This window comes from Lihuaxuella thermophila (assembly GCF_900110165.1).
Classification (GTDB): Bacteria; Bacillota; Bacilli; order Thermoactinomycetales; family Thermoactinomycetaceae; genus Lihuaxuella; species Lihuaxuella thermophila.
Genome location: NZ_FOCQ01000009.1, coordinates 86,334 through 108,044, shown reverse-complemented (window position 1 = coordinate 108,044; position 21,711 = coordinate 86,334). Strand labels below are relative to the sequence as shown.

The 21,711-nt window shown below is 48.7% G+C and carries 14 protein-coding genes; 1 reads left to right on the top strand and 13 read right to left on the bottom strand.

The features are described from left to right. Positions 1-207: 207 nt before the first annotated feature. Together BMW55_RS11615 and BMW55_RS11610 are read right to left on the bottom strand one after the other, a co-directional pair. Positions 208-870: a flavin reductase family protein gene (locus BMW55_RS11615; RefSeq protein WP_244527547.1), complete on the bottom strand. Its 663-nt coding sequence runs from the start codon at positions 868-870 to the stop codon at positions 208-210. After that, positions 867-2,024, bottom strand: coding sequence for a homogentisate 1,2-dioxygenase (locus tag BMW55_RS11610; RefSeq protein WP_089969450.1), 1,158 nt, complete (start codon positions 2,022-2,024; stop codon positions 867-869). Before BMW55_RS11610 ends, BMW55_RS11615 begins: the two co-directional genes overlap by 4 nt. 236 nt (positions 2,025-2,260) lie before the next feature. Between BMW55_RS11610 and lepB the strand changes: the two genes are divergently transcribed. Next, the gene (lepB, locus tag BMW55_RS11605; RefSeq protein WP_089969326.1) at positions 2,261-2,809 is read left to right on the top strand and encodes a signal peptidase I; all 549 of its coding nucleotides are present in this window, start codon (positions 2,261-2,263) and stop codon (positions 2,807-2,809) included. 286 nt (positions 2,810-3,095) lie between these two features. On the opposite strand, the gene BMW55_RS11600 is transcribed toward lepB, so the two are convergent. From BMW55_RS11600 to BMW55_RS11555, 11 genes are all read right to left on the bottom strand, one after another. Further along, positions 3,096-4,832: a DUF4091 domain-containing protein gene (locus BMW55_RS11600; RefSeq protein ID WP_425283855.1), complete on the bottom strand. Its 1,737-nt coding sequence runs from the start codon at positions 4,830-4,832 to the stop codon at positions 3,096-3,098. Positions 4,833-5,137: 305 nt separating this feature from the next. Next, positions 5,138-6,151 (bottom strand): glycoside hydrolase family 15 protein, encoded by a 1,014-nt coding sequence (locus BMW55_RS11595; RefSeq protein ID WP_170839902.1) that lies wholly within the window; start codon positions 6,149-6,151, stop codon positions 5,138-5,140. Positions 6,152-6,454: 303 nt separating this feature from the next. After that, positions 6,455-8,854, bottom strand: coding sequence for a sugar phosphate nucleotidyltransferase (locus BMW55_RS11590; RefSeq protein ID WP_089969319.1), 2,400 nt, complete (start codon positions 8,852-8,854; stop codon positions 6,455-6,457). Between the two features lie 29 nt (positions 8,855-8,883). Continuing rightward, complete coding sequence (locus tag BMW55_RS11585; protein WP_089969316.1) at positions 8,884-11,697, bottom strand: 1,4-alpha-glucan branching protein domain-containing protein; 2,814 nt, start codon at positions 11,695-11,697, stop codon at positions 8,884-8,886. Next, positions 11,697-12,479: a DUF4912 domain-containing protein gene (locus BMW55_RS11580; protein WP_089969312.1), complete on the bottom strand. Its 783-nt coding sequence runs from the start codon at positions 12,477-12,479 to the stop codon at positions 11,697-11,699. Before BMW55_RS11580 ends, BMW55_RS11585 begins: the two co-directional genes overlap by 1 nt. A gap of 355 nt (positions 12,480-12,834) precedes the next feature. Further along, positions 12,835-15,123, bottom strand: a complete 2,289-nt coding sequence (locus BMW55_RS11575) for a right-handed parallel beta-helix repeat-containing protein (RefSeq protein ID WP_170839901.1) — start codon at positions 15,121-15,123, stop codon at positions 12,835-12,837. 810 nt (positions 15,124-15,933) lie between these two features. Further along, positions 15,934-16,071, bottom strand: a complete 138-nt coding sequence (locus BMW55_RS19450; protein WP_170839900.1) for a hypothetical protein — start codon at positions 16,069-16,071, stop codon at positions 15,934-15,936. 308 nt (positions 16,072-16,379) lie between these two features. Continuing rightward, complete coding sequence (locus BMW55_RS11570) at positions 16,380-16,559, bottom strand: H-type small acid-soluble spore protein (protein ID WP_089969305.1); 180 nt, start codon at positions 16,557-16,559, stop codon at positions 16,380-16,382. A gap of 91 nt (positions 16,560-16,650) precedes the next feature. Then, the gene (locus tag BMW55_RS11565; RefSeq protein WP_089969445.1) at positions 16,651-17,178 is read right to left on the bottom strand and encodes a GNAT family N-acetyltransferase; all 528 of its coding nucleotides are present in this window, start codon (positions 17,176-17,178) and stop codon (positions 16,651-16,653) included. Between the two features lie 317 nt (positions 17,179-17,495). Beyond that, positions 17,496-20,126, bottom strand: a complete 2,631-nt coding sequence (locus tag BMW55_RS11560) for a DUF2309 domain-containing protein (RefSeq protein WP_089969302.1) — start codon at positions 20,124-20,126, stop codon at positions 17,496-17,498. Then, the gene (locus BMW55_RS11555) at positions 20,123-21,658 is read right to left on the bottom strand and encodes an NADH dehydrogenase subunit 5 (protein ID WP_089969300.1); all 1,536 of its coding nucleotides are present in this window, start codon (positions 21,656-21,658) and stop codon (positions 20,123-20,125) included. Before BMW55_RS11555 ends, BMW55_RS11560 begins: the two co-directional genes overlap by 4 nt. Positions 21,659-21,711: the final 53 nt, after the last annotated feature.

The window sequence follows — 21,711 nt, the reverse complement described above, 5'->3', positions numbered from 1 at the left end:
GGGAAGTACCCTTTGCCCCGTTCAGGCCGGACATCCTGCTGCCATTGTCCCGAGCGAAGAAAAGGGAAACGACTCCGCTAGCACAGCAATAATGACGCCTCATGCAAATGCGCCTTTGAGGCCTGCCGTGGGACGGACAAAAGCCGATTCTTCCATAGTGGAGAAAAGATCGGCTTTTGTTTTCCAGAACTGCATCGTTTTGTTGGACTACTCTTTCTTGTTCCCGGCAAGCCATTCATCGTATGACAACCGAGGCAGAGAGAAGATCTTCCCGATCTTGCCGTAATTCGTTCCCGCCAGCCGGCTGACCGGATCTAAAGCCAAGGTGTCGATTTTCCCGTCCTGATACAGTTCATCATCGACATGAAACTGTACCACTTCTCCGATGATCAAGTCCGCATTGGGAACGCCTTCTTGTCCTCCCAGCGCCAGCATCTGATGCAGCCGGCATTCCATCTGGACTCTGGTTCCGGCAATGCGCGGCACCCGTACAATGGCACCGGGCAGAAGCTCAAATCCGATCATTTCCGCTTCGCTCACTTCAGAGGGAAATTCCACTGACGTATCGTTGACTCGTTCCACGTTTTTTCCATCGACAATATGCACCACAAATTCTTTTTGCCCGGCGATATTACGGGCTGTATCCTTCATTTTCCCTCCAGGCTTCCGTATGCAGCTGAAGCAGATGAGCGGAGGCTCCGTTGCGACGACGTTGAAAAAACTGAACGGAGCGGCGTTTACCAATCCCTGTTCATTTACGGAGGTTACAAAGGCGATCGGCCGCGGCAAGACACTGCCGATCAACAGTTTGTAATTTTCCTGTTTTGTCTGCCGTTTCGGATCAATTTGCATCGTTTTCACCTTTTTCATTCCGGCAACCAGCTGTACATATAGTCCGGGTCCTCAATTTCCAAAGCCGCTTTGGTCACCTTTAACGGACGGAAGGTATCCACCATGACGGCCAGCTCTTCCGTTCGTTCCTTTCCGATGCTGGCCTCCGCTTTTCCCGGATGGGGTCCGTGCGGCAAACCGCTGGGATGAAGCGTGATCGATCCTTCTTTTATCCCTTTGCGACTCATAAAATTACCCCTCACGTAATACAAAACTTCATCACTGTTTACATTGCTGTGATAATAGGGAGCAGGGATGGCCAGCGGATGATAGTCATACATTCTCGGCACAAAGGAACACACCACAAAATTGGGTCCGGCAAACGTTTGATGAACCGGCGGCGGCTGGTGAATCGAACCGGTGATCGGTTCAAAATCCTCAATATTAAACGCCCAAGGGAATAAGTAGCCGTCCCAGCCGACCACATCAAACGGATGAAAGTCGTACGTATATGAGTGCAGTCGGTTTCTCGCTTTGACACGGACTTCAAAAGTTCCTTTTTCGTCACGCGGATGGAGCAGCTCCGGAACCCGGATATCCCGTTCACAGAATGGGCTGTGCTCCATCAATTGACCAAATTCATTGCGATATCTTTTAGGCGTGGTAATTTCTCCGAACGATTCGATCACAAGAAAGCGGCTTTCTTTGCTGTTCATTTCCAATCGGTAAGTCGTTCCTACCGGAATGACCAAATAGTCTCCCGCTCGGTAGGGCAAGTTCCCAAAAATCGTCTCCAAAATCCCTTCGCCCTCGTGAACAAAGATGATCTCATCTCCATCACTGTTGCGGAAAAAATAGTTCATCCGCTCGGTTGGTTTTGCAGTCGCGATGGCAACATCTTCGTTGACCAGCAAGTGAATCCGGCCGTCGATCGGATCCCCTCCCTCTTTCGCTTGAAAGGTGAGCAAATGACGGTGCCGGTTTGCTCCCTCTTCTTCGACCGGTACGCTCCAGTCCCTGATCAAGCGGGCAGCTTGTACTTGTGTAGGGGGATGGATATGGTACAGAATGGATTGCATTCCCGAAAACCCTTTTGTCCCCATCACTTGTTCTCTGTACAAGCTTCCGTTTTCCTGGCGAAATTGGATATGTCTCTTGGGTGGAACCTTCCCGAGACGATGATAAAACGGCATATTCTCCCCTCCAAACTTCCGGTTCTCTTCATTTGTAAGCGGATTCATTTTTATTTTAACAAATTGTCCGATCAATAGGAGTAGATCGATTTGAGTGACAGGCTCACTTCCGGTTCCGTCATCTGCCCCTGACTCCACCTGAAATGAAAATCAAGAAAAACAGCAGGAAAACTCCCCTAAAACAGCCAATTACTTCTTATAACTTTAACTTACGCAGGTGAGAGTGAATCATTTCCATGAACTGGCTCAGAGAAATTTCAACTTGGTTCAGTTCCATTACGATCGGGATTACGTTAGCCCTGATGATCAGCATCTTTGTTTTTCAACCAACCATCGTGCTGGGAAGTTCGATGGAACCAACCTTGTACAATAACAGCCGGATTTACGTGTCAAAATTGCCCCGAACCCTGAAATATCAACCCCATTACGGAGATATCGTCATCATAGACAGCCGCATCCACAGACAGCGCACCCTGAAAGATGATCTGATGGACAGTTCGCTGTTTAAACTATTGGTCGGGTACGAAGAACATAATATCTGGGTGAAACGAGTCATCGGAAAGCCCGGGGATTTGATTGAATTTAAAAATAACAGAGTTTACCGTAACGGTAGACTCCTGAAGGAAGATTATATCAAAGAGGCAATGATCCATACGCCGGATCAAAAAATCAAGGTGCCTCCAAACACCATTTTCGTCATGGGCGACAACCGCAACAACAGCCGTGACAGCCGCGAAATCGGCTGTGTGCCGCTCGATCACGTACTGGGAGTCAAGTTGTTTTAAAAATTCGCCGTCAAACAACTTGACTCCCTTACTTTTTTCACTTTGAGCGCATATATTCTAAAAAGATCCCGGATCATTTGGGGGCCGTTGGATCGTATATGGATCTTCCTCTTCCAGCTTTGGTCGTTGTTGGGTTGTCTTTGCATTTCTTAATGCATAAGAAACTATGGCGGCGACTGCAACTATGACCAAGACAACGATACCCAGCAATAAACTCTTGTCCATCAAGCTCAACCCCTTCATGTGAAAATACGACAGCAATAATGAATCACACCGACCCGCTCCATCAACCGTTCTTTTTCGTCAAGGAACCGGATCCAATCCGGTACAACCTGTCATAATCTCCCGGGTCTTGACTGTACAGTTCTGCTCCGGATTCCCCCACATACAAATCTTTTATATCTGCAAACAAAAACACATGGTTCAGCACCTTCTCCACTTCATGACCGCGCCCCGTTTCCTTGAGTAACTGCATATACTCAAAATCCCTGATGCCCCGCTGCAACCATTTATATCTGAGGGACAGCATCGGTTTGCCTGACGGCCCCGGGTATACAAAGTTGGTATCCCCGGCCGGCCACACCGAGGGGCGATACACGATATTTTCCAATGGCCGGTCCGGCCACACCGTATAATTCCATCGCAGAAATCCGTCATATTTCAATTTCTCGGCCAGCCAGGGGATCACTCTGGCTTCGATGGAAGGAGACCCGAGAAAGGTATTGGGGTACTTGGGATGGCAGCAGACATAAAAGAGCAATCGTCCCGGAATCTCTCCCCTTAATGACTCGATCTGTTCGGCTTCGTTTGCCGCGCAAGTAAGAATCGGAACATAATCATGCAATCCTTTCACCTTTTTTTGAATAAAATTGGCATGATTGATGGCTGCTTTATACTTGAAAGAGGGAGCGATCTGTTGCAACGTGTTAATTCTTTCGCTGAACAGCTCGTAATCAGCCGGCTCATCCGCGAGAATACGGACTTTGTCGATCCAGCCCTTCTCCGTCAAATGGCTTTCTAGCGCCCGGATGTAAGCTTCCAAATGCGGACGCTCACGAATATATCGGTAACTTCCTGACTGCTCGTCATAATAGCGGACCCGAATTCCATCCGGGTATCCTTCGACAATGGAACCGTAAACAGAATTTTGCCAGATGTTCAGAAGGCCAAATACTTCGATTTCACTGGAGATTCCATGTTTAAACCCTGTTTCGACGTAGCGGTCCAAGGCAGCAAAATCATACGAATAGCTTCCGTCCGGATGCCGTCGGACGTGAACCATGCTGTATTCAAATAAATCGGACGGTTCGCGATCCAAATAAGAACCCTGCCCCGACCATGGAATCTCCGACACAACAACCGACAGCGCTTTCTGCCCCAAATCCGCCAAACTTTTTAAATAGGCATCGATGAACAAAAAGTGTTCCTCCGACCAGAGCGGAACCTCATATTTTCGGGCAATATTTGAATTGTGTTGCCATAAATCCAAGTAGAACTTGTAATATTTCGGTTCGGGCAAAACCTCTTCCCGCACATGAACCGTAAAAACCAATTCTTCTTCCAACTTTTCATCGTCGAATAAAGTATGGGTCCATAATTTTAACTTCCCGCTGTAAGTGCCGGCCGGGATCTCTGACTCAGCTTCCAATTCGATCCAGACAGGCTGGATGCGGCGTCTTTCGACATAAATATGGCTCTGCTGAAGCAAGATGTCCGATTTAAGGCTTCGGTCATCATCTTCGATCAACCCGATTAAGTGGACATTCACCCGGAATGGGGCATCCGTTTCCACGGACAATCGGGCGATTTCAAGCGGCCCCCCTTTCCAAAACAGCGGCTCTTCACGAATGGTCAGCAAAAAATCTTCCTCTGAACTGACAACAGCCTGAAAGGCAGCGCTGTCCCTTCTTGCACAGGTGAGCTCGATCTGCTTTTGCCCCGTTTCCGTTTTGTGGTGGTTCCAGTCGTTCAATCCCCGCACATATTTGTAAAACATCGATTGTAAGCCAAAATACACCGCCATCGCTCCCATCTTGTCAGTCTATTGGGAAAAGTGTGACCTTTCTCAGTTTAAACCACCTGTGTATCTATGTAAAATAAATTTTTGGATAGACCGCCAGGTTCCCTTTCGATGTCTACTCTTTTGAACGGGCGCCGGATCAGAAATAGAACTTGTTCATCGCGCACGACCTTTTCATGCAACCAGATCATAGAAAAGACGGGGAATCTTCAGCCAGACTCCCCGTCTCCCCCGTGTCTGAACAATATGTTCCCACAGATCGCCGCTTTGAAACCTGCAAATGCGCAAAAAGTGACGATCATACAGCTTTAACTCGCGGCCAGCTTTGGGAAAGCATCCTCCTGGATTCGTTCAGCCAGCAGCATCACCATGGCCACCGCCCATGCAAGCGGAGTATTGCCATTCGGACGATCCGTGCCTCCCACATACAGTTCGGGAACCCGGCCGTTCTCGGGGAGGATGCGCTGAGTCTTCTTCCAGTACTCCATCACTTTTGCTTCCTCTCCCAATATCGAATAACACAACCCCAGCCATGGGAAGCCAAAACACCATTCCGCTTCGCTGCCTTCGTTATAATAGTGGTCGCCTTGATAACGAATGCAGCCGTAAGTCCTTTCCAACTTGGATGTGACCCGGAACAGGATCTGATGGGCCATGGAACGGGAGACGACTTGATAAGGGTAAATCAGGGAGAGAAGAGCCAAATCCGTTTCCTTGGAAAGACTTTCGCGCGGCAACAAGGCATGAAGCGCCTGTCTTCCCTTTTGAATCAGATCACCGGGAACGTCCACCAACAGCCGCACCGCCTGCAGGCCCGACACACAGGCTCCGACACTGGAAGCATGAACCTCTTTATTCTCTTCCCACATCCCGTTATCCGCTTCTTTCCAGTATTCCAGACAAGCAAGATAGGCAACCAACTTCCGTAAAATGGTACGGTCGTGTTCATCGCGAATCATCTTCTTTCCAACCCGGACCCCTTCACCCACTCCCCACAAAAACAAACCAATCGCATCGTTTTGCGCATGCCCCCATGGTTGCCATACCTCTGTCAGATCTTTGGAATAGCGCGCATGGATATATTCGTATAAATGAACGGGTTTTTGCCGGGTGTGTATATCTATTTTCCATTCATATTTTTTAAAAAGATCAAAAAGTGCATAGTAGGCTTTTTCATATCTGTAGCAATCCGAGTATAAATAAGGCAGTACGGTGTAACATACATCCCGGATCCAGACGTAGGAGTAGTCGCGAGAGAGACTGGCAATGTAGGAACCGTTATCGAGACGCATCGATTCCAATATCTGATGAAGCGTTTTCATAACTGTCACTCCCTTCCTACGACCATCTTTACCTTTTTATAGAAATCTTAATCCTCTTTTTTCTGTGATTATGCCTGGGGGCGGTCCTTGCAATCTCCATCAGCCGAACCAGCGGAGAATTCTTTTTTGCGACGAGTGTCTGCCACCGCCTCGGAACAGAGTTGAAAAACAATTTCGGAGTGACCTTCAAATAGATCCCCTTTCATCGCTGGATAGTGCCGAAACAGACATGTATCTTTTTATATGCATAGATGGATGAAAAAGAGACTGCTTATGCGGAGGCAGTCTCTATCGAAGCAAAAATCAAATCTGTTGATAGGAAATAATTTTGTTTTTGTAAAAACTGGTCAGCTCACCGGCACGATCCGGAGTCTTCCCCTGGGCAATCACTTTAAACAAGGCTTTTTCTGAGTCGGGCAGAATCAGCGCCCAACCGTCTTCGGTAAACACCTTGATCCCATCCAACAGCTCGACCGGCTGTTCTTTGATTTCTTCCATCAGCCGCCGCATCACCTTGCCTTTTGCTTCAATCGGACATTCCACCCGTTCCGAAACCATATAGAATGCAGGGATGGACTTGATCAACTGAGGAACCGACCACTGCCCGGCGGACAGTTCATCCAAAATGGAAGCGAGAAGATAAAGTCCGTCACCAAACACTTGTAACGGTTTTTCTCCCCCTGCTTCCAGGAGAGAGCGTATCGAAGCTTTGGCCGTATGAACTTTTGCTCCTTTTTGTTCAAGCAGTGATTTTACATGGGAAGGAGCATGGACAGGGACAGCAATTCTCGTTTGTTCTTTTGCCGAGAGAAGGAGTTGAAGAACAAGCATTTCCTCCCGGGACAACCAGCCCTTCTCAGCCGAGTAGACGCGCAGGGCTTCGACGTCTTCCTTCAAAAAGACCACCAGATCCGCTTCAGCCCGGTCTGTCAGCCCCGGCTCCTGCGGTTCGGTGCTGCTCCAGAAGTGCACATCGCAGCCAAGCCGGTCTAACAGTTGTTTTACCAGCGGCCAGGCACGCGTGTTATTGCAGTGGACATCCACCCGATACATTCTCTTGCGGATGCGCTCCGCATTCACGCGTTTGAGTACTTCGTCGATATAAAGGATATCGGCATTGGCTACAGGATCATAATAACCGGCCGCGTAGGGGTCCGGACGGGAAAAGTCTTCCTGCAGATAAGCATGCTCAATCTTTCTTTCCCAACCCGAATCGATCGGCCAGCCATTCGCGTCATAGAACTGGATATACATCCGTTTATCCTCTGAACCGGGACCCTTTTTGATATAGACGGCTCCCGAACTGTGCGAACGGCGTGCGTCATAGCGGACCACGGGGGATAAGGTTTCACCCGCATCGCGGACATGGACCCCTGTGGCCATCAATCCGGAGACCACCGTTTTCCTTAAGATCCGGCTGTATGGATGGTCATCACTGCCGATGGTGACAGTCGAATGTGACTTAAAACAGGAACCATACGCAACACTGATCTTGCACACTTTTTCCGGAGTGAGCTCCACATTGGGAATTCCCTTGATTCCTCCCTCCGAGAACAACCGCGCCCCTGCGAATGCCCCATGGATCAGGGAAGAGTGTTGAATCGTTCGTTCCGCCACCGTTTTCTGCGGCCATATTTTTACTCCCGGCTTAATGACGGCCATTTGTCCAATGCGGCACTTTTCACCTACCACCGTTCCCTCATGGAGTTCCGTCCCCGCTCCGATCTGAACGTCATCACACAACAAGGTTCCACACAAGCTGGCAGCTTGATCGATGAAAGCGCGGTCCCAAACCATTGATCTCTCGATCACGGAACCTTTTTCGATCCGGGTAAAACGTCCCAACACGCTGTACGGCCGCAACTTCGCTTTCTCCCCAACACTTGACCCTTCACCAATATAAACAGGTCCGTTGATTTCGGCATCCGGGTGAATGTTGACCCCTTCTCCAACCCATATGTTATGAGCCATCTGTTTCCCCCTGAGCGAAATACGGACCCGTCCGTCCAGCATGTCGATCTGGGCTTGTTTATACTGCTCAATATTGCCGATATCGGACCAGTATCCGTCTGCAACATAACCATACAGCGGAAGCTGGTTTGCCATCATAAGCGGAAATAAGTCTTTAGAGAAATCAAAGTTCTGGTTTTTACGGAATAATTTGAGTATTTCCGGCTCGAGAACATAGATGCCCGTATTCACCGTATCGCTAAACACTTCACTCCAACTCGGTTTTTCCAGAAAGCGGACAATCCGGCCATCTTCCCGGGTCATCACCACTCCGTATTCGAGCGGAACTTCTACTTTTGTCAGCACCAGTGTTCCTAACGCCTGTTTTTCTTTATGAAAGGCGACGGCTTGACCCAGATCAAAATCGGTTAACGCGTCACCGCTGATGACTAGAAAAGTCTCATCCAAAAAGGATTCCGCATTTTTGACACTGCCTGCCGTGCCGAGTGGAACGGTCTCTTCAAAATAGTGAAGCTTGACTCCGAACTCCGAACCGTCTCCGAAGTAGTTTTGGATCGCCTGGGGAAGATATTGAACGGTTACCGCGATCTCCGTGATGCCATGCCGTTTTAACAGCTCGATGATATATTCCATGCAAGGTTTTTCTAGAAGAGGAACCATCGGTTTGGGCAGATGACAAGTGATGGGACGCAACCTTGTCCCTTTACCGCCTGCCATAATCACAGCTTTCATAGAAAAAGTCCCCTTTCTCTGATCTCATGTCAGACCCTTTCTCCACTGGTGACTATGCTTTGCTCCCGACTGCCGGGCTTCCATACCTTGAGATACGTTTCGATTGTCATCCGCGCAATCTGGTTCCAGTCATACCGGCTTAACTCAGAGAGCGCCGTTTGCGCCATCTGTTGAGCCTGTTCCGGATTTTTCAGCGTTTGGATCACTTGATCGGCGAGCGAATCCGGGTTGCCGGGCCACATTTTCCGCCCATTTCGTTCATGATCGACCACATCACCCAAGCCGCCGACCTCAGAGACAACCACAGGCGTGCAGGCCGCCATCGCCTCCAGCGCAACAATCCCAAACGGTTCATACAAACTGGGGAATACAGCAACTTTTGCTAGTCTCAACAAGCGGTTCCGCTCGTGATCAGGAATAAAACCGGTCAATAAAACCTTCTCTTGCAAACATTGTTCACGTACCTTGTTGTTTAATTCATCCATCAGCGGGCCGCTGCCCACAATCACAAATTTGGCTTCGGGGATTTCAGCGAGAATTTGCGGAGCCGCGTCGATCAATGTATGAACGCCCTTCTCACGGACAAGGCGGCCGACAAACAGGATGATGGATTCCCCGTCAGCGGCATACGGCTCTTGATCCGCCGGGTTTCCTTCCCGGAAAACCCGGAGTTGGTCCGGATCGACACCATTTGGAATCACGTCCGATTTATCCGGCGGCAAAGAGAAAATTTGCTCTACTTCCCGCTTCATATATTGACTGCACAGGATGATCCGGCTGGACTCGTAGGTGAGTTGCCATTCGATATGGGAAATTTTCCGTTGCAAATCCGTATGAATCCCGTTATTTCGCCCGTGTTCCGTAGCATGAATGGTGGAGACGAGCGGCAGGCCCCACTCATGTTTGAGCGTTTTTGCTGCATACGTTACCATCCAGTCGTGGGCATGAATCAGATCAAAGCGATGACCCGCATCAAACAGAGTGTGGCAGGCATCAATCATCATCAAATTTAATTGCAACACCCAATGGATAAATTCGCCCCCATCCGGTTTTAACACGTGAACGCGGTGGACATGAACGCCCTCGATCTCTTCCGTGTGGGGAGCATTCCCTGTCTCAGTGGTAATCACATGCACTTCCCAGCCCTGGCGGACGAGATATCGGGACAAATCGTAGACATGACGGGACAATCCCCCGATCGTCAATGGCGGGAACTCCCAAGAAAGCATCAATACCTTGGGGCGATCCGATGGTTGAACTCGTGAAATCGCATGTTCAGAACGATAATGACGGTAATTGATATCCGGGAAAATTGGATTCAGCCGCTCCAGCTTCGATAACCATTCGTCATCGATCTGCCCGTGTCCGATCATCCGGACGAGGCGCTGAAAACGGTTGACATGGTGTTTCGTCCGTTTGACGGCATAATCGACCATCGTTTTGTTGTCCATGATGAATGCCCAATCGCTGCTCTGAGCGAGCATCAGTTCACGTGCCGCCTGATTGCACGCTCTTTCCTCTGCGGGAGACGGATCTTGAATTTTATTTGCGAGGTGAACCATTTGCTGTTCACAGTGGTGCAGAGCCGGATAAATCCAGTCGTTTTCGCCCCGCAACCAGACATCGCTGTATCCCCCTCTTCCCCAGGAAGAAAAGCCAAGCTCACAAACCTGGTAATCAGAGTAGAGAGTGAGATACTCGGAGGGAGTGATCGTTTGGATAACATCCTGGTCATAGTGAATTTTTCTCAGCAGGAAGTCCATCCACATCGGCCCCTCATACCACCAGTGTCCAAACAGCTCCGCATCGAAAGGAGCCACCACGACCGGGCTCCGGCCCATCTTTTCTTTTTGCTCCAGTACCTGGCGGATTCGTTCGTCGAGAAAATGACCGGCGTGAAGTGCCGCTTTTTCCCTCGCCCAATCCGGATTGTAGGGTTCTTTGTGCTCATTTTGACCCGTGATGCGGTAATATTTCATCCCCGTATGAATCCGAATGCCATCCGGGTGAATAAAAGGCCGGATCGTTTCGAAGTCCAGATCATATCCAATATCGCGATAATACTCCCGATAATCCACATCCCCGGGATACCCCGTCTTGGAGCTCCACACTTGTTCGGAAGATCCGGGATCTCTTGCGAAGGCGGCTATTCCTTCAGGAGTCAAAACTGGGCTGTATCCGCCGAAGACAGGACCCGGTTTGGATTGCTTCAGACCGTGGCTGTCAATGAAGAAATATTCCAGTCCGCATTTTTTGAGCAGGCGATCCAATCCCGGCCGATAGCCGCATTCCGGCAGCCAGATCCCTCTGGGACGCTGGTTGAAGTGCCGTTCATGCAATTCGATCGCTGTCATCAGTTGGGCGTAGATCGCTTCTTCGGTCATCACAAACGGGAGGAAGGCATGTGTGGCGGCAGAGGTAATCAATTCCAGTTTACCCAGCTGTACAAATTCACGAAAAGACTGGAGAATCTCTTTTTCACGAAATGCATCGCGAATCAAGGAGAACTTATGGTAATACTCTTCGGCCAGGCGGTGAAACGGGGTACCTGCTGTTCGTTCCATTTCTTTTTCCGCCAGCTCTATGCACCGGGTGATATGGTTTAAATAACGGGTCTTGAGCAGCGGATCGTTTAACATCGACAGCAAAGTGGGGGTCAAAGACATGGTCAGGCGAAAATCGGTTCCATCTTCCACAAGCCGCTGCATCATTTGGATCAGAGGCATGTAGGTTTCCGTGATCGCTTCAAAGAGCCAGCGTTCTTCCAAAACATGTTCACTTTCCGGATGTCTGACATACGGTAGATGGGCATGCAGCACTAAAGCCAGGTATCCTTTTTCCATCAATCATTCTCCTTCTCTTTGAGCGTATAGCCGTCAAAAGATTCAATCCACGAATGTTTGTCCGTGATGAACTGAACGGAAAAAGGAGTCGTCGGTTGTGGAAAAGCAGAACGTGTTGCAGTTGGTGCAGAGTGAAGAGAGCCGAAACAAATTGGGGCTTGGTTTTGGGGCACTTGTTCCAACCGTGGCGTCTCAACTACATTGGAACGAAGAATCGCAAAAAACTGACCGGACAGCGAGGTTGTTCCCCAATCTGCCAGATACTTGCGCCCGGGTGAAAGGGAGTGAATATACCAGTGGTCAGCTTCCGGGTGAGTTCTGAAGCGGTGAACCGAATGAGCATTATACCCGTCAAACCAGACATCTGTCACATCATATACTTGAAGGTAGAACGGCAATTCGTTCCAATCGCTTTCAAAATGCTCACAGATGATCGCTTTGCGTTGCTCCTGAACCTCCCAGTAAGCGAATAGAGTGGACGTGTCTTTGACCATAAGGACCAGGCGGTTCCGGTTCCACTTGCGGGACCAGCTTTCATCCCATAAAGCGGGGTCATGGAAGATTTCCGTCGGTTCAGGTACCATTTCGACAGCTTCGACAGCAGCTGCTGCCTCTGGCTCCGCAGAAACCTGCTCTAAAAACTTGCGCAGCCGATAGCGGAACTGCCCGCGTGTCAATCCCAGCTGTTTGGCCAATTCCGCCTGAGTGGCACCTTGTTCCAGTTTTAGCACGACTTCCCGCCAAATATCAAACTCTTTCAATACAACCATCATCCCATCCATCGGTCGTTTACATCTTATATTATCATCAATATTTTTTTATTATATTTTCTATTCTTTATTTTATTGTTAAAATCCTTTTTTGCTTTTGTTATGAAAGCGCTTAACTTTTCGAGCGGTTTCGACAAAATCTCGATGGCCTTTATTCACAAAAAATGATGAAATTATTGCATATCAAATAAAAACCATCCGTCAATTTGAACACATTCACCTGTCGCCACGAATCTCCTGTTCTTTCACCAACCGTTCCCGGTCAAGTGAGTGCCCGGCGAAGACGGCGTGGTAGAAAACAATAGACGGATGAAAAAGAAACACCATCCGGGGATTGGATGATGCTTCTTTTTCAGCAGTAATTAAACTAATGGTCGCCCAGCTCTTTCAACCACGAAACATCGTCCGGCTGGACGTCCGATTTCTCCTTCACCATGAGGTCTTCAGGCAAAAAAGTGGTTAACACCTCCATGGTTCGTTCCTGTTTGGGAAGCCTCGAGCACCTGCGGCTGTGATGGGCTTTCACTTTTTGCAAGTACTCGCGTACACGCTCCGCTTTGCTTTTTGTGTCAAGTTTATTCCATAACCTTCTCATCTCTCTGAGGAGAACCGGAGAAGCAGCCGGATGTATGGTATAATCTTCCTCTTTGGCTGCGCTGGCAAAAATCTGCGCCAGATCCTCCGGAGAATAATCGGTAAATACATAACGATTCTGCAGTTGATCCGCGATCCGGGAGTGGGCTTGTAACCAATGGTTCATCTCTTGGTCGGGACCTGCAACGATGAGGGCAAATTCAGATCCCTCTTGTTCCAGCAGCTGTTCCAACAGGGAAAAAAGCATGTGCGCCGAAGGTGCCGGCCACGGACCGGTGTCAAGGGTGTGAAGCCCGTGCAGATACAAGATGCCCCCTTGTGCCTGCCGGGCGAACGAGCGGATGTTTCGTTCCGTCTGAGCGGGATCTGGATCGATCAAATCGGATACCCCGGCCACGACTACATGTCCCTTGGCCAGAAAACCCATCTCACGCATCACGCGGCCATAAATATCTGCGATTTGCAGCTGGCCGGAATCGGATGGACCCGTGAATAAGGCGTGAATGTTCAATGGTTCGTTTGTCTTGAAACCCATCCGTTTGCGATCCTGCAGATAATCGAGATAAAGCACTGCTTCACGAAGCGCTTCCTTCACCTGTTGTTGTCCGATCACGTCATCCAATTCACGGAACAAGTCGGAAAGCGGTTTGCTCAACATGAATTCATAAGGCTTGTCTGGCAGTTCCAATCCTTGTTCATGTTCATCTTTGCAGTTGCGAATGGCCGGGTGGCTCTCATGAATCTCCCAGACCTTCTCCAATCCCCGAAACAGACACTGTTCAAACGTGCCACGGCCATTTTCGATGATTTCCACTCCCAGCCGACTGTCATGAATCCGGCAATGAACAAACGAAGGATCGGCCGCCTGCCGGATATGAACCGCTGCTTTTCTCGGAAAACGGGAAATTTCTGTATCCTGAATAATCCCCTCCGCTTTTTGCGCCATGTAGATCCCGTGTTCATTCCCGTTATACACTTTGCAGCGGAGAACATCCATCTTACCCGAGTGAGTGACGGAAACGATATTCCCGTTAAAGCCGTACAGCTCACAGCTTTCCATCAATCCTTTGCCATGGTCCGTGCTCACAACGGCTTCACGGTTTCCGTCGTGGATACGCGTACGCAAGATCTGAGGGTGGGCTTCCGTGCGAATGATGATGGCGGGAGCATGAATAAAACCGAACAGATCACAATTCTCGACGAGTCCGCTTCCTTCATTTTCAAACAAAAATGCGCCACCCTTGCAATTTTTGATGGTGCAATACTGAAAACGGGGTTGGGAACGATTACAAACACGAACCGCAGGCAGCTCTTTCTCAAAACCAAACAACGTGCACTCTTGAAAGACACCTTTTCCACGATGAATGACGATCCCGCTCTCCCCGCCGTCGTGAATCCTGCAACGGTAAAAATAGGGATTTCCCCCGTCAATCCCCACCGCAGGGCTGTAATTAAACCCGAACACATTGCACTCTTCGAACGTTCCTTCCCCGTGTTCATCGACAAAGATCCCGTAGCCCGGGTTACCGGTAATCGTGGAACGGCGAACAACGGGGTTCCCATCGGCAATAAAGATGACGGCAATATCGCTGTCGCTGGAAAGATGGCAGTCTTCAAATAATACTTTTCCCCGGCTCCTGTTTAAAACGGCCACGTTTTTGCCGCTGAAAAAACGGCACCTTCTGAAAACAGGTTCAGCGGAGTTACCGATCACTGAAACACCCGGACCGGACCCGGCAAATACATCGCAGCCGTCTAAAACCAATGAACCGCGGCCGGCAAGAACCACTGGCGATTGGTTTCGTTTCGCCTGTTGTAAGGTCACGTTTTTAACGACCGCATAATCAGCCCCCATCTCAATGGTCGGCTGTTTTACTCCCTGAATGATAATTTCTTCCTTGGGTCCCGCCCCAATCAGTTCTATGTACCGGTCGATCCATACATCTTCTTTATATATACCGGGCTCTATTTCAATTACACTGCCGGCAGGGGCATCGGAAATAGCAGCCTGGATACTGCGATATCTGGCAAACAGCTTTCGTGATACCCGAATTTTGGACACGGTTCGCTCACCTGCCTTTCTCTTTGTGTCCATCTATTATTATCTTTAATTATGAACCATTTAGACCGAAGATTGACAACTCCCCTCTTTCAATATATCACGCTCGTTCATCACTTAGCACACCGGATCCCGGCTGAAGGCAAGATCATCTCTGCAAGATGGATGGCAAGAATGACAAAAAATATATATTTTACAAAAACAGCACCAAATGCATAAGGAAACTTAATCATGCTGATTTATTATGGGAAGGAGGATGAAACAGAAAGGAGAATGCGGGATGGATCAACTCACGGTGATTTGGGTGATCAATGGCAAACGGATCAAACTGACTCCCAAACAGGTCGAGTTGCTTACCAAAGAGGGGAAAAAGGAGAAATGAAGCAGACGGGATCACCCGGAATCCAGTTTTCATTTCTTCATATGAAATGAGGTCACTCTCTGTAAAGCAAACCGTGTTCTCTTCCACTCAATTTGAATCCAGAGTTCCACTACCGGATGAACCGTGGATAAACCATCACCCTGACGGGGTGTTTAAAGAGATTTGAGCCACATGACGGGAAGTTGTCATATAAAATACGGCTCTTACTTTGTGTATACGACAACAAAGCAAGAGCCGTATTTTTTTCTGTGAGTCGGTTCGGTCGGCCGTGTTGGATTGGGTGCTCTTCAGCCCGGAAGAAAACAAAAACGGCCCTTTTGATTCGGGAGTAGCTTAAATCACTGTCGCACGGCGCTTCTTTCCTTCAATGGATTCACCCTCAACGACATGACGTTCCTCCCGGATGGCACCGACAACTATCAATATTTTTATTACTCGTAATGTTTCAATATATATTTCAGAACCAGATCATCATTGGCAGGCCGGGTGTCTGTCTCTGGTGCTTTCAACTCGGCTCCGCACAGCTCGCAATGGTGAGTTTCGTTCAATTCTTGAGGTTGGGTGTTCACCGGAATCTCCTCCAAAAGAAAGGGGTGTTGTACTTATATTATATTATAACACCTTCTGTTATGCAACAGATTGTAGTATAACAAATCAAACCCATTTTTTCAAAACCACTTCCCGTCCGGCGGTAAGGTTTTACCTGTAAACAACCAGGCGGATGAATGGATAAAGGTTCAAAAACAGATAAGAGATCCCGCCAAACGCGAAGTCGGGATCCCTTTTTGCTTTAAGGGGAATCATTTTTCTGCGGCTACCGAGCACGGGTCAATACGGAAATGTTGACAACAAAGAAAAAAGCGGGGTTTCACCCGATCTATCTTTCGTCCAGATCCCAGACAGGCACGATCTTTTCTTCATCCGGGCTCCCCTCCGGGTACACCAGAGCCTTTTCGGCAGTTTCATCGATATATTGGATCCAGACGGGAACTCCCCGGTACTTCACTTCCACCCTTTCCGGTGATTGCAAGATCTCCTTCGCCCGAGATATGTCCATTTGCTTCTTCCTCCTTTTCAGGCTGTTTGTCTATAGGTTGCGTCACTGGAGGAATGTTATTCCAAATATCCCTGCTGAATGGCTGGAATTCTCACGGACGCGATTGCGTGCTTGTTTTTGAGGATGTCTCGAGAGAATAAATCAGAACCGGAACGGAGCGGAAGATCGTCTCCTTTTCTTTCACCATCCCGATTTTTTGAGCCACGTGGATCGAAGCATGGTTAGCAGGTTGAATGATGGAAATCACCCTGCTGATTCCCAATTGCTGAACAGCATGATCGCGAAATCCAAGCGCAGCTTCGGTAGCAAAACCCTGACCCCAGTATTTTTTTGCCAACCAGTAACCGATCTCCCATTCATGTTTTCCATCCACTTCCTGCCGAATCAGTCCCGCATGTCCGATCGGCTCTCCCGACTCTTTGAGAACAGCCACTTGCAATCCGAATCCGGATTGGCTTCTCTTCACCCATGCCGGGAATAAGGCCCGGATCTCCTCTATATTTTTGGTTTTTCCATTGCCGATATATCGCACCACATCGGGATTCGCCCACAGGGATGCAAGAAAGTCCAGATCCGTCCATTGATAGGGGCGAAACTGCAACCGCTTTGTTTCGATCATTTTTTCCGGCACCTTTCTCTTGAGTTACTTCCAAGCTCAGACCGTGAGTTCCACGGCGATGAATCTCAACCCTGGTTGCGGGAGATTACCCAAGGGGAATGTTATGCCAAGCGACATGCCTAAATAAATGGATTCGCTTCAGGAACGGAATGCGTTAAGGCGGCTGGGGCCGCGATATAGGATGGGTCGCACCAAGCACACCCATCCACGCGGTTGCTCCGGTCGACAACCCGCATAGGCTGCCCACGAATAACCCCACCGTTCCGTAAGCAAGCGGCATGAGCAGTGCCATCGCGACCCGTTTTTAGCCTATGACCTTATGACCAGATCTTCCAGTATCCTTCCGGATCGATGTTCGCCAGTCGAAGCCATCCGTTTTGAACTTTCCGGCGAAACGCGGGGTCATGATCCAACAATCGTTCCACATACTCCTGTGGTGCCTGGATTACCACCAGCAAACGAAGAGGAGTATGATAGACTTCCTGATCCGATCGCATCACGGACTGCCAGGGCAGTCCAGCTAACAAGTCACTGGCGTTCCCCTGCATGACGCCAATACCTCCGGTAACTGTTTGGGTTGCTTTATTCCCACTACCATAATAATGAGGTGCAACGGTAGACGCGTAATACTGGAGGTTGATCCATTGAGCAACTGTCACCGGCCCGGCAATAATGTTGGAAAGCAGAGTTCCGTCTTTATCTTTCTGCCAGTCATAGCTGTGCAGAAAAACTCTCCCCTCAAGATCGCACTCCTGGGTCAGCCGGCGGTGGCCGATGATAAACGCGGCGTTACGCGCCAGCCCCCATTCTGGACGTACCTCACTCCAATCTTCCGCAAGACGTTGTGCCTCGGCCCTCGGATTTTTGGAACGAAAGCCCAGATTGGGCAATTGCGATAATCGCTCACCATTTGCATCATTACTAACTTTCGGCAATATGGTCTGGATATGTTGAAATGCTTCTTGAGCCGCGTCTGATAGCTTAGGAACATAGATCCAACGCAATTCATCAAGTGTTGTGATATGCTCAGCGGCTACGAAAACCGTGTCTTCCGGAATCGAAATCCCCTCAGTTGCGAGGACCTCCCTGATCTTTGGGAGATTACACAAAGCAGCTAAAACTCTCGCATTGAATCCGCCGGATGCCCCCCCACAAGCACCACAGTCCAGTGCAGCAGCATAGGGATTGTTCGTACTGTGACTTCCATGCCCACAAATAACCACTAATGGGGCGAAATGATTTGTGAGTCCCATCATTTTCAGAGCTTGTCGTACATAATGAACCTTCTCTTCCTCACTAAAACCAACCGGCAACTCTGTTTCCAAATGGTACTCGCGGTCGAGCGAGAGTTCTGTGGAAGGTTTTCGCAGCCATGCTTCTCGAAGTTTTTGGATGATATGACCTGCACTGCGTGGAACAAAGCTGCGCCCCAACATCTGCAAGCAGAGCCAAGGTCCACTTACCTCCGGCAACATTAGGCTGGCAAGCAAGTTTTGTTTCATCATTTTAAACGTGTAGCTAAGTGAATTTACCGTCTGGCGACGTTGTTGATATGATTGGAGTTTAAACTCAGGCGAAGTTTCATTTACTTGATATTGCGGTTTGAGGATCACCGGCAAGGAAGAATGAGCATGTTTACTGCCAAGTTCGCATGTCTTTATTGGCAATCCGAAAAAACCGGCAATTCCATACGTCTCAAAGGGACCTGCTTTTTCTAATTTGCGACGAAAAGGCTCTGATCGCACATCGATACAGAATGCAAATTGTGCTAACGCCCGTTTTTTCTGGTCTGATACCCGTTGTTTTGATGAGACTTTCTCAATTAATTGATCTGTGTATGTTTGTTCCCACGCTTCCAGCCAAAGCCGACGCCGGACGATCTCATCAAAACGGCAGGCGAGTGTAAGGCGTGCTTTTTGTTCGGGTACAGACAATTTTTCCCAAGCTTCGATGGTCATGTCACCCCAATGAATCCAAGCCGCAATCAACGGAACAAGAGAACATTTATCCTCAGATTTTTGCTTAAGCAAGCGCAGATGGGGTTTGATTAAAGTCCATTCCATCGAAATTCGAACCGCCAAATATTCTGTTAGAAGAGAGCTTTCTCGGGTTGATTGTTGCGAACGCCAGAGCATCATTCCTGCCCATCCCGGCAAGGCAAGCAAATGTGCCTCAAGATAGTCCTGGAACTCTGACTGAGGGATTTCAAGAGCCGACAATGCTCTCTTTAGAGCAGCATGTGCTTCTTGCGGCCAATCTTTGAGCCGTTGTCGTTGTGTGTGACTAAGCGCCGGATCATATTGGATCAGTCGGCGCCATGCACGATAAAAACCCTCTTCACGATTCGGAAGTGACCAGGTTGCTTGGGACTCATCCAAGAACAATTTGCACCACTTGATGATGTGATGATCCAGAGCATGGGCCACCTTCTCACTGCTTTGCTGTTCCAAACACAGGCTTAGTGGCTTCAATGGATGTTTTTCGGGATTCTGCGGCTTTAAAGGACTCAGTTTTTCTGCCAAGATCTTCAACTCAGGTGCTTCCAATAGAGTGGAAGGTAACTCATCCAGCTTCAGTGCAGCCCGACAGAATCGTTCTGCTACCCCTAGCGGCAGATCAATAGACTGTACATCAAGCCAACGTTGAAGCGCCATTTCCAGAAAATCCCCATCAATCTCACCGCGCTGCTGTGCGGCATGGATCAAGGAGGCACAGGGATAGATATCTACATCACGGGTATCTTTGAGCCAGCGTGCGATCTGTTCAAATGTTTGTCCTTCAAGTCCCATCCAGGGATTACGTGCGGCAAATGTTGAGATAGGCCAAAGGGGTGCAATCACACGGCTGGCCGACTTAACAAGATCGTCAATATCAAGGTGAGGGACATCCTGAGTCAACTTTTCCTTTTGCAAATTTAATTTTTCGGGTAATGAAGATGTTACAGTCATCGCCGATTCCCTCCCCAGTACAGATATCGTGCAAGATAGTTTGGATGACTTTCGACCGAATCAGAATGAGGCTCACTCAATCGTACCAGCCATAAATAAAGAATAGCGAAGGAAGCGGAAGAACGATTACGAGTTAACCATACACCTAAAGCACTACCAGACAGCAGGATGACCATGACCAAAATGACCGCTAGCGTAGGCGGTTGAACAACCTGGTAAATCGTTTCATGTAACAAATCATAGAAGGCAGCATGAATCATGCTGAACACCATTCCTGCTCCTCCCAACAGGAAAAATCCCGCAATACGCCCAATGAGTCCGTATCCAAAAGCCACCAGTTGTGTCCAGGCAAAAAACAGTGAATAACCCAAAATGAGAGCACTAATCAATTGATAACCGATTTCAGGAGCCGTTAGCCAAAAATAAACCACCACGAAGAGGCCTAAAGCACTCCCGACGATGAGCCATAATAATGACGATAATTGAATCGGTCGAGACGTCGGCTCGTAGCGACGTACCGCTGAGCCAGCCTGTAAGAAAAGGGTTGCTTTAAATAAACCATGGAACACGAGATGAATAATTGCCGCTAAATAAGCACCCAATGCACATTGGATGAGCATGAACCCCATCTGAGCAATCGTAGAGCCAACTAACTGGCGCTTGTAGTCAACTTGAACCAGAATGATTCCGGTCCCCAGGAGGATTGATAGACCGGAAAGAATAACCAAAACGATCTGGGCTAAATCACCGCTAAACAGAGGAGCGAATCGAGTCAGCATAATTCCTCCAGCATTCACCAAACCCGCATGCATAACAGCAGAAACGGGCGTCGGAGCAACCACGGAATTCAAAAACCAGCGTTGAAAAGGCCATTGTGCGGCTGGAATGATCACTGCTAATACCAACAGCAGGTTGATCCCGGTTCGCTCCCATGAACTGATTTGCGCCAAGCGATCGTTGACCATCATAAGGGATAACTGCCAGTGCCCTGTAGCTTGCGAAAGCCAGAGGACCGCTACCAACAAAGCAAGCCAACTGAATATAAACAGGCGACCAGAAAATATAGCCGAGACTCTAGCCACTTTCCACTCTCTGTTTAAGCCTATGAGCAACAGTAGCCCAAGGAGTGTGAGGCCCCACCAAACCAGGAGCCAACGAAGATCATTGCTTAGCCAAGTAAATGAAGCAGCACCTGTCGTGAATGTCAATAGTACGAAATATTTTCGATAAGAGCGATCACCAAGTAAGTAGCGTACGGAATAACGCTGCACTACTAAACCTATCGTAAGAACAAACAAAACCATCAACCAAGCCAGAGAATCTAAACGCCAAGGGCCAATAACAGTACTTGCATCAGTAGTGATAAGTGCAAACAAGGCAATCAATACGGGTAAAGTAATGATTCCCATATGAAGACGAATAAATCCCAGGGGAACCCGTGGATGTAAGAAAAATAATGCGCTAAGTATACAGACAGCAAGCGATACAGAAAAAGCTGTGAATATTGGCAGAGAATCTAACAAAACTAACATCGGAACCTCCTACAAAATATTTAAGACGTGTGTCTGAATGAATATTTCCAATA